The organism is Streptomyces botrytidirepellens, from assembly GCF_003721215.1.
Lineage (GTDB): Bacteria > Actinomycetota > Actinomycetes > Streptomycetales > Streptomycetaceae > Streptomyces > Streptomyces himastatinicus.
Window position 1 is genome coordinate 1 of the sequence record NZ_RIBZ01000404.1, and the last position, 808, is coordinate 808.

Below are 808 nucleotides of genomic sequence, written 5' to 3' on the forward strand. Positions count from 1 at the left end.
ATGGGGTGCCGTTTCCCGGGTGGGGTGCGGTCGCCGGAGGGTCTGTGGGAGCTGGTTGTCGAGGGCCGGGACGCCATCTCGTCCTTCCCGGTCGACCGGGGCTGGGATGTCGAGGGTCTGTATGACCCGGATCCTGATGCGCAGGGGAAGAGTTATACGAGGGAGGGTGGTTTCCTCTCCGGGGTGGACCGGTTCGATGCCGAGTTCTTCGGTGTTGCGCCGCGTGAGGCGCAGTCCATTGATCCGCAGCACCGTCAGTTGCTGGAGACGACGTGGGAGGCGCTGGAGGACGCCGGGATCCGGCCTGGTGAGCTGCGCGGTAGTCGTACGGGTGTGTTCGTGGGCATCATGCACCAGGACTATGGCAGCCGTTTCCAGACGGCTCCCGATGGCTACGAGGGTTTCATCACCAATGGGACCGCTGCGAGTGCTGCCGCCGGGCGGTTGTCCTACCTGTATGGGTTCGAAGGTCCGGCCGTCACGATCGACACTGCCTGTTCTTCTTCGTTGGTGGCGTTGCATCTGGCGTGTCAGGCGCTGCGCAATGGTGAGTGTGACATCGCGCTGGCGGGTGGTGCCACGATTATGGCGACGCCGACGTTCTTCATCGAGTACAGCCGTCAGCGGGTGCTGTCCGCGGATGGGCGCTGTCGTGCCTATGCGGATGATGGTGATGGGGTCGGGTGGTCCGAGGGTGTCGGTGTCCTGGCGGTTGAACGGCTCAGTGATGCTCTGAAGAACGGTCACCGTGTGCTGGCCACCGTCCGTGGCACCGCCGTCAACCAGGACGGCGCCTCCAACGGCTTCA

1 protein-coding gene is annotated in these 808 nt (G+C 64.6%); it reads left to right on the forward strand.

The features are described 5' to 3' along the window. The coding region (locus tag EEJ42_RS31200; RefSeq protein WP_148082066.1) for a beta-ketoacyl synthase N-terminal-like domain-containing protein at positions 1–808 on the forward strand (808 nt) is incomplete at both ends.